The 8,776-nt window shown below is 67.5% G+C and carries 8 protein-coding genes; 4 read left to right on the top strand and 4 right to left on the bottom strand.

The features are described 5' to 3' along the window. The coding region (locus AC1DOC_RS09020; RefSeq protein WP_478129687.1) for a penicillin-binding protein 1A at positions 1-2,343 on the top strand (2,343 nt) is incomplete at its 5' end. 79 nt (positions 2,344-2,422) lie between these two features. Next, complete coding sequence (locus AC1DOC_RS09015) at positions 2,423-3,028, top strand: hypothetical protein (RefSeq protein WP_478129686.1); 606 nt, start codon at positions 2,423-2,425, stop codon at positions 3,026-3,028. A gap of 6 nt (positions 3,029-3,034) precedes the next feature. Here the strand turns inward: AC1DOC_RS09015 and creC are convergent, their stop codons facing one another. After that, the gene (gene creC, locus AC1DOC_RS09010; RefSeq protein WP_012745191.1) at positions 3,035-4,477 is read right to left on the bottom strand and encodes a two-component system sensor histidine kinase CreC; all 1,443 of its coding nucleotides are present in this window, start codon (positions 4,475-4,477) and stop codon (positions 3,035-3,037) included. Then, entirely contained in the window at positions 4,474-5,256 is a 783-nt protein-coding gene (gene creB, locus AC1DOC_RS09005; RefSeq protein WP_478129685.1) for a two-component system response regulator CreB, read from the bottom strand. Before creB ends, creC begins: the two co-directional genes overlap by 4 nt. A gap of 567 nt (positions 5,257-5,823) precedes the next feature. Here creB and AC1DOC_RS09000 point away from each other — a divergent pair. Further along, a complete protein-coding gene (locus AC1DOC_RS09000; protein WP_478079737.1) occupies positions 5,824-6,780 on the top strand; it encodes a YcjF family protein in 957 nt (318 codons plus the stop codon). Positions 6,781-6,792: 12 nt separating this feature from the next. On the opposite strand, the gene cueR is transcribed toward AC1DOC_RS09000, so the two are convergent. Next, positions 6,793-7,197 (bottom strand): Cu(I)-responsive transcriptional regulator, encoded by a 405-nt coding sequence (cueR, locus tag AC1DOC_RS08995; protein ID WP_012745194.1) that lies wholly within the window; start codon positions 7,195-7,197, stop codon positions 6,793-6,795. Further along, a complete protein-coding gene (locus AC1DOC_RS08990; RefSeq protein ID WP_478129684.1) occupies positions 7,194-7,388 on the bottom strand; it encodes a heavy-metal-associated domain-containing protein in 195 nt (64 codons plus the stop codon). Before AC1DOC_RS08990 ends, cueR begins: the two co-directional genes overlap by 4 nt. Before the next feature lie 135 nt (positions 7,389-7,523). Between AC1DOC_RS08990 and AC1DOC_RS08985 the strand changes: the two genes are divergently transcribed. Then, on the top strand, positions 7,524-8,776 hold a 1,253-nt coding region (locus AC1DOC_RS08985; protein ID WP_478129683.1), incomplete at its 3' end, for a heavy metal translocating P-type ATPase.

The raw sequence follows: 8,776 nt of genomic DNA, 5'->3' as shown, positions 1-8,776 counted from the left end.
GCGCGGTGGAGCGCCATCGCGCTCGGCTGCGGCGCGCTGGTGCTGCTGGTGGCCGCCGTCGTTGCGGTGGCCTCCATCTATCCCCGGCTGCCCGACATTTCCGAACTGGCCGACTACCGGCCCAAGCTGCCCCTGCGCGTGTACACGGTCGAAGGCACGCTGATCGGCGAGTTCGGCGAAGAGCGCCGCATGCTCACGCCCTTTGCGAGCATTCCCAAGGTCATGAAGGACGCCGTGCTCGCGGTGGAAGACGCGCGCTTCTACGACCACGGCGGCGTCGACTACAAGGGCTTCGCGCGCGCGGCCGTGGCCAGCCTCAAGGGCGGCCGCAAGCAGGGCGCCTCGACCATCACGATGCAGGTGGCGCGCAACGTCTACCTGAGCTCCGAACGCACGCTGAGCCGCAAGGCCTACGAGATATTGCTGGCGCTGCGCCTGGAACAGCAGCTCAGCAAGGACCAGATCCTGGAGATCTACCTGAACCAGATCTACCTGGGCAACCGCGCCTACGGTTTTGCCGCCGCATCGGAAGCGTATTTCGGCAAGCCGCTACAGAACGTCACGCTGGCCGAGGCCGCCATGCTGGCCGGCCTGCCCAAGGCGCCCGGCGCCAACAACCCGGTGGCCAATCCGCGGCGCGCCCGCGCCCGCCAGCTCTACGTGATCGACCGCATGCACGAAACCGGCTTCATCACCGCCGAGCAGGCGGCCGAGGCCAAGAAGGAAGAGCTCCACTTGCGCGATGCCGCCGACCCGGAGCGGCTGCATGCGGAATACGTGGCCGAGACGGTGCGCCAGATGATGTACGCGCAGTACGGCGACAGCATCTACACCAGCGGCATGAAGGTCTATACCTCGCTGGTCGCGGCCGACCAGGCGGCGGCCTACAGGTCGCTGCGCAAGGGCATCATGGACTACGAGCGGCGCCAGCCCTATCGCGGACCCGAGCGCTTCGTCGACCTGCCGGACGATCCCAAGGAAGTCGACGAGGCGGTGGACGACGCGCTGGCCGAGCATCCCGACAACGGCGACGTGATGGCCGCGGTGGTGCTGGAGGCCGGCAGCAAGGAAATCAACGCGGTGCGCGCGAACGGCGAAACCGTGCAGATCACCGGCGAAGGCCTCCGGCCTGCGCAGTCGGGTCTTGCGGCGAAGGCGCCGCCGCACATCAAGATCCGCCGCGGCGCGGTGATCCGCGTGGCCCGAACGCCGAAGAACACCTGGGAGATCACGCAGCTGCCCGAAGTGGAGGGCGCCTTCATCGGCATGGATCCGCGCAGCGGCGCCATCAAGTCGCTGGTGGGGGGCTTCGACTTCGGCAAGAACAAGTTCAACCACGTGACGCAGGCCTGGCGCCAGCCGGGCTCGAGCTTCAAGCCTTTCATCTATTCGGCCGCGCTCGAAAAAGGCTTCACGCCCGCGACCATCGTCAACGACGCGCCGCTGCACTTCGAGCCGGGCACCCCGGGCGGGCAGCCCTGGGAACCGAAGAACTTCGATGGCGGCTTCGAAGGGCCGATGCCGCTGCGCACCGCGCTCATGAAGTCGAAGAACCTGGTGACGGTGCGCCTGCTGCAGGCCGTCGGCGCGCCGTATGCGCAGGAGTGGATCACCCGCTTCGGCTTCGACAAGGACAAGCACCCGGCCTACCTGCCGATGGCACTGGGCGCAGGTTCGGTCACCCCGATGCAGATGGCCACGGCGTACTCGGTGTTCGCCAACGGCGGCTACAAGGTCAATCCGTACCTGGTCACGCGCATCACCGACCTGCGCGACAAGGTGCTGGTCGAGACCGAGCCGCCGGTGCTCGACGAAAGCCGCCGCGCCATTCCCGAGCGCAACGCCTTCATCATGGATTCGCTGTTGCAGAGCGTGGTGAAGGGCGGCACCGCCGCGCGCGCCTACCAGGCGCTCAAGCGCGACGACCTGTTCGGCAAGACCGGCACCACCAACGATTCCTTCGACACCTGGTTCGCGGGCTTCCAGCCCACCACCGTGGGCATTGCATGGATCGGCTACGACACGCCGCGCCAGCTGGGCGTGCGCGGCGAAACCGGCGGCAGCCTGAGCCTGCCGATCTGGATCGGCTACATGCAGGCCGCGCTCAAGGGCGTGCCGGTCAGCAAGATGGCCGAGCCGCCGGGTGTCGTCAACATCGACGGCGAGTGGTACTTCGACGACTTCACGCCAGGCCACAGCGTGGCCAGCCTGGGCGTGGAGAGCGAGCCGCCGCCGGTGCCGGCCGAAGAACTCACGGGTGTGCCGCCGGCCGCCGTCCCGGTGCCGCTGGGCCCGCCGCCGCAGCCCGAAGAGCGCAACCGCATCCTCGATTTCTTCCGCTGAGGCATGGCGGGAAGAAGCCGCAGCGAGTCTCTACACTCGGTGCGGCTTCTTTCGCTTGACCTTCCCACGCTTCTTCCCCATGGAAATCCTCACCCTGGCGACATTGATCGTCGTCGGCGCCTACATCCTCAAGTCCAGGGACCAGCGCCAGCGCATCGCGCTGCTGGGCAGCCACCTGGGCCGATACCAGATCGAAAGGCTGATGGAGAGCCTCACCGAAGGCTACCTGCGCTGCCTGGGCGAGGACAACGCCGAGCGGCGCCAGCAGATCTGGAGCCTGCTCGATTCCACCGAGGAAAAGCTCTCGGCCCAGTTCGACAGCTTTGCCGCCGAGTTCGCGCGGGTCGACGCGGCCGATGCGCGCGTGAGCAAGCTGCCAGTGGCCATTCCGTTCGCGCACAGGCTGTTTCCGGCCGCCACCTTCGACCTGCGCCAGGCGCTGGCGATCCACGCGCGCGGCATTGCCGAGGTCATGCGCAACGACGCGGGCCRCACGCCCAAGGCCAAGGCCTTCACGATGTCGGCCGAGCTGTTCCTGATGCAGCACACCTGCCACTGGTTCTGCAAGTCGAAGACGGTGGCTTCGGCGCGCATGCTGGCGCGGCACAAGACCTCGTACGAGCAACTGCTCGAGGCCGTGAGCCCCGCAACGCGCCGGGCCTACGCGGCGCTCACGGGCCAGTGACCCCCTTCAGTGGTGTGACGGCAGCAGCGGCAGCGTGAGCGTGGCCACCGCGCCGCCGCGCGCCGCATTGCCGAGCTCGATGCGCCCGCGGTGCAGCGCGGCGATCTCCTTCACGAAGGCCAGCCCGAGCCCGGTGCTCTTCTTCTGGCTGTGCGGCCGCGCGAGCGAATAGAACTTCTGGAAGACCTTTTCCTGTGCGTAGTCCGGAATGCCCGGGCCATGGTCGCGCACGCTCACGCGCGCGAGCTTCGAGGTGGTCTCCAGCGTCAGCAGCACCTCGCTGCCCTGCGGTGAAAAATCGATCGCGTTGTCCAGCAGGTTGCTGATGGCACGCCGCAGCAGGAAGGGGTCGCCCTCCGCGCGCGCCTCGGCGCGGATGTTCACGCGCACGCCGATGTTGCGCTTGGCCGCCGCGGGCTGCGCGCTGATCGCGATGTCCTCGATCAGCGAAGCCAGCGCCACCGGCTCCGTGCGGTCCAGCCCGTGGCGGGTTTCCAGCGCGGTGAGCTCCATCATGCGGTCGACGATTTCCTGGATGCGCTGCGTCTCGCGTTCGATGTTCTTCAGGAAACGCTCGCGTTCCGCATGCGGCATCGACGGCTCCTGCAGCAGCTCGGCCGCGCCGCGGATCGCCGAGAGCGGGCTCTTCACTTCGTGCGTGAAGGTCTGCACGTAGTCGGCCACGTAGTTGCGGCCGGTCAGCGCATCGCGCATTTCGCTGAAGCCGGTGCGCACCGCATCGACCGCGCGCCGCGCCATGCGCGAAAGGCTCAGCGTGCGCTGCGCGCGCACCCAGGCCCAGTAGTCCGAGATCAGCCCGAAAGGCCGCACCAGCCAGACCGAGACGATCACCGCCAGCAGCAGCAGCGCCAGCCCCGAACCCACGCCCACCCACAGCGTGCGGGCGCGCGCGTCCTCCACGAACTGGCCGAAGCTCTGCACCGGCTTGCCGACGCTGACCATGCCGACGATCTCGTTGTTCCACCGGATCGGCGCGCCCACGTACATCACCGAAGTGCGCGGGTCGCCGTCGACGTCGCGCGAGGTGCGCGCGCCGTACAGGCCGGCGAGCGTGCGGCTCACGTCGCTCCACTGCGAATAGTCGGTGCCCAGGTGCCGGCCGAGCGAATCGAACACCACGCGGCCGCTGCGGTCGGTGACGTACACGCGCAGCTCGACCCGGTTCTTGTGCAGGTTGTAGATCTGCGCGGAGAACTCGCGCGCATAGACCGTGCGAAACAGCGGCTCGAGCCGCGCGGTGTTGAGGGCGCCCGCGATCACGTCCTGCTCGACCAGGCTGGCCACGAGCTGCGAAGTCTCGACCAGCGATTCCTCGGCCGATTCGCGGTAGCGCGGATCGATGTCCGACACCACGCGGTAGAGCAGGAAGGCGATGCCCGCCGTGTAGATCAGCAGGATGCCGATGAATATCCTTGTACGCCGGCTCACGGCGTATGCGGCAAATCTTCGTTCAGCGCATAGCCGGTGCCGCGCAGCGTGCGGATCGGCTCCACCTCGGGCGCCACGGCCTTGAGCTTGGCGCGCAGGGTCTTCACATGCGCATCGACCGTGCGGTCGAAGCTGTCGCTCGCGTCATCCCAGACCATCTGCAGCAGCTCGTCGCGCGTGAACACGCGTCCGGGCCGCTGGACCAGCAGGCGCAGCAGCCCGTATTCGTAGCGCGAGAGCTCGAGCAGGCGTCCGTAGTAGCGGATCTGCATGCGCTCGTTGTCCAGCGCAAACGGCATTGCGGGGGCCTGGGCAGTCGCTGGAGGCGCCGCGCCCGGAATTCGAGGGGGTACCCCATCGCCGGGGCCCGCGGCCCCTCCAGCGCCCGCTCGTGCGCTGCGCCGCAGGATGGTGCGCACCCGCGCCACCAGCTCGCGCGGCGAAAAGGGCTTGGCGATGTAGTCGTCGGCACCGAGTTCCAGCCCCACCACGCGGTCGATCTCGTCGCTCCTCGCCGTGAGAAACAGCTTCGGCACCTCGGCACCGCCCTGCGACTGGTTCAGCGCGCGCAGCCGCTTGAACAGCTCGAAGCCGTTGAGGTCGGGCAGCCCCACGTCCAGGATCGCGAGCGCCGGCGGCTCCTGCGCGAATTGCGCGATGGCGTCTTCGGCCGTGGCGCACCAGACCGGCGTGAAGCCATCGCTCTTCAGCACGTACTGGAGGGTGTCGGCAATGCCCGATTCGTCTTCGGCGATCAGGATCCGCGGTTTGAAGCTCATCCCCGGATGTTAGCGAGCGGGCGCCGTCCGGCGAGGCTGGTTTGGCTGCGTGGCGCCGCGAACACGGCGCGGCCGTCCACGGACTTTTTTTCGGGCGCGGCGCTGTCCCCGTTTCTATTTCTTATTTCTCTTATTCAAATTAGTAGTAGTAGATAAGGGCAGCGCCGGTCTGTGGACATGGCACTTTTTCCCTTGCGTGACATGGACTTGTCATGCCCGCGTCACTGTGCGCAGCTGCGCTTTTGTGCTGTCGCGCAAAAAGGAACAACATTGCCGGAAGCGCCGGCCCTGTGGATAACGCCCTGCTTGTGCCGGAAATCTCCCCAGAGTTGTCCTTTGACAGGCTCCGGAAAATCTGCCAAAGGCGTTTTCCGGCGCGAGAAATTCATTGCCTCATATTTGGGCAGACTGTAGATTTTCCTTAAAGATCAACCACTTAGCTTTCTCTTACAAGGAAGTGCGAGTGTTATCCACAGAGTTGCCCAAGCTTTGTGGGGAGAACCGGCGGCGGAACCTTCGGGCGCCCTGCCGAACGAACTTTGTCCCTCAACCAGTGGAAATTCGAACGTGACACCTTCCGAAACCCGGGCCATCGTGTCCCTCAGCCTCTTGGCCGCCTTTGTCGACGGCGAGAAGCACGAGCGCGAACGCGCCGAGATCAGGCGCATTGCCGAAGGTCTTTCGCAAGCCGACGGCATGAACCTGCCCACGATCTACCAGGACGTGCTGATGAAGCGCGTCTCGCTGGCCTCGGTCGCGGGCGAGCTCAAGAGCACGGAATCGAAGCAGCTGGCCTACGAGATGGCGGTGTGCGTGTGCGATGCGGACGGCACGCAGTCCGATGCCGAGCGCATGTTCCTGGCGGACGTGCGCAGCTCGCTCGGGCTCGATGCCTCGGCGGCGCAGTTCTCGCAGCAGGCGGAAGAGATTGCCGCGGCGGTGCCGGCGGCGGCCGCCGGTACGGGCGCGGCCGTGGCGCCCGCCGCTGTTGCTGCTGCGCCATCGCCCGACAGCGCGGAGCTCGACAAGTCGATCCTCAACGCCTCCATCCTCAACGGCGCGCTCGAACTGCTGCCCGAGACGCTCTCGACCATGGCGATCATTCCGCTGCAGATGAAGCTGGTCTACCGCATCGGCAAGGCCTACGGCTACGAGCTCGACAGCGGCCACGTGAAGGATTTTCTGGCGACGGTCGGCGTGGGCCTGACTTCGCAGTACCTGGAGCAGGCTGGGCGCAAGCTGCTTGGCGGCCTGCTCGGCAAGATGGGTGGCGGGCTGCTGCGCGGCCTCGGCAACCAGGCGGTGAGCTCGGGCATGAGCTTCGCCTCGACCTACGCGCTCGGGCACGTGGCCAAGCGCTACTACGCAGGCGGCCGCACGCTCTCGGCGCAGATGCTCAAGGAAACTTTCTCGGGCGTGGTGCAGGAAGGCAAGAGCCTGCAGACCCAGTACCTGCCGGCGATCCAGGAAAAGGCCCGCACCCTCGACGCCGGAAAAGTGCTGTCGCTCGTCAGGGGAGCGTGAGTCTTTCTTCGCTTATTTCGCGAGGTCGTCGAGGATGGGGCAATCGGGGCGCGCGTCGCCGTGGCAGCAGTGCACCAGGTGTGCAAGCGTGCTGCGCATCGACTGCATGTCGGCAATGCGCTGCTCCAGTTCGCCCAGGTGCCTTTGCGCAATGCGCTTCACGCTGGCGCTCGCACGGCGGCGGTTGTGCCACAGGCCCACGAGCTCGGCGATCTCTTCCATCGAGAAGCCGAGATCGCGCGAGCGCTTGATGAAGCGCAGCGTGTGGATGTCGGCATCGCCGTACTGGCGGTAGCCGCTGTCGGTGCGCGCCACCGGGGGCAGCAGGCCCAGCCCTTCGTAGTGGCGCACCATGCGCGCCGAGACACCCGAGAGCCGCGCGGCCTCGCCAATGGAAACGGTGCCGAAGCCGCTCATTGGACCCGGTAGCCGGCGTTCTCGATGGCCGCCACGATGTCCTTTCGGRGCTGCGCGCTCAGCACGTCGACATGGCCGGTTTCAAGATCCACCGTGACCTGCGCTTCGGGGTCCACCGTCTGTACCGCGTTCTGCACCGCGCTCACGCAGTGGCCGCAGCTCATGCCCGATACCTGGAATTTCTGGCTCATCGTGTTTGCTCCTTTTGGATGAAATGAAGTGAACGAGGCGTCAGTTTGAACCTTCTCATGATGTCAATGTCCAGCGCAGGGACACTGCACGTGCCGGCTTGACCTTGCCATGATGTGAGACTTTAGCCTTGGGGCATGGACAATCTGCTGCACAAACTCCACGACCCGATGAGCACCCTCGATCTTTCCGTCGGCGGCATGACCTGCGCCTCTTGCGTGATGCGCGTGGAACGCGCGCTCAAGAACGTGCCGGGCGTGCAGGACGTGAGCGTCAACCTCGCCACCGAATCGGCCCGCGTGGTGACCGCCGCCGGCGGCGAAGACATGAACGCCCGCCTGCGCCGCGCCGTGCGCGCCGCCGGCTACGAGCCGCGCGCGGCCAGCAGCGCGGCCGACGAGGCCGCTGCGCTGTCGCCCTGGCACGGCTTCGGGCCCGTGGGCGTCGGGCTGCTGCTGTCGATACCGCTCTTGGCACCGATGCTCGGCCAACCCTTCGGGCAGGACTGGATGCTGGCGCCCTGGCTGCAGCTGCTGCTGGCGGCGCCAGTGCAGTTCTGGCTCGGCGCGCGCTTCTACCGCGCGGGCTGGCATGCCGCAAGGGCGGGCACCGGCAACATGGACCTGCTGGTGGCGCTCGGCACCAGCGCGGCATTCGGCCTGTCGCTGTGGCTCTGGTGGCGCGCGGCCACGGGCGAGCATGCTGGGCACGGCGGCATGCCGCATCTGTATTTCGAAGCCTCGGCCGTGGTGATCACGCTGGTGCTGCTCGGCAAGTGGCTGGAGGCGCGCGCCAAGCGGCAGGCCACCTCGGCGATCCGCGCGCTGCAGCAGCTGCGGCCCGAGACCGCGCACCTGGTGGGCCCGCGCGGCGAAAGCGACGTGCCGCTGGCCGAGGTGATGGTGGGCGACCGGCTCGCGGTGCGCCCGGGCGAACGCGTGCCCGCCGATGCGCGCGTGATCGAGGGGCAATCCGAGGTCGACGAATCGATGCTCACGGGCGAGCCGCTGCCGGTGCCGAAGGGACCTGGCGACCCGCTGACGGGCGGCGCCGTGAACGGCGACGGCCGCATGGTCGTCGAGGTGAGCGCGGTGGGCGCCGAGAGCGTGCTGGCGCGCATCATCCGCCTGGTCGAGGACGCGCAGGCCGCCAAGGCGCCGATCCAGCGGCTGGTGGACCAGGTCGCGGCCGTGTTCGTGCCGGTGGTGCTGGCGATTGCGCTGGCCACGCTGGCGGGCTGGCTGATTGCGGGCGCCGACATCGAGGTGGCCATGATCCACGCGGTGGCCGTGCTGGTCATTGCCTGCCCCTGTGCGCTGGGCCTGGCAACGCCGGTCGCCGTGATGGCCGGCACCGGCGTGGCGGCGCGCCGCGGCATCCTCATCAAGGA

The organism is Variovorax sp. 01T439_2 (assembly GCF_056398445.1).
The sequence above is the reverse complement of the archived record's forward strand: the minus strand, read 5'-3'. Positions and strand labels throughout refer to the sequence as shown.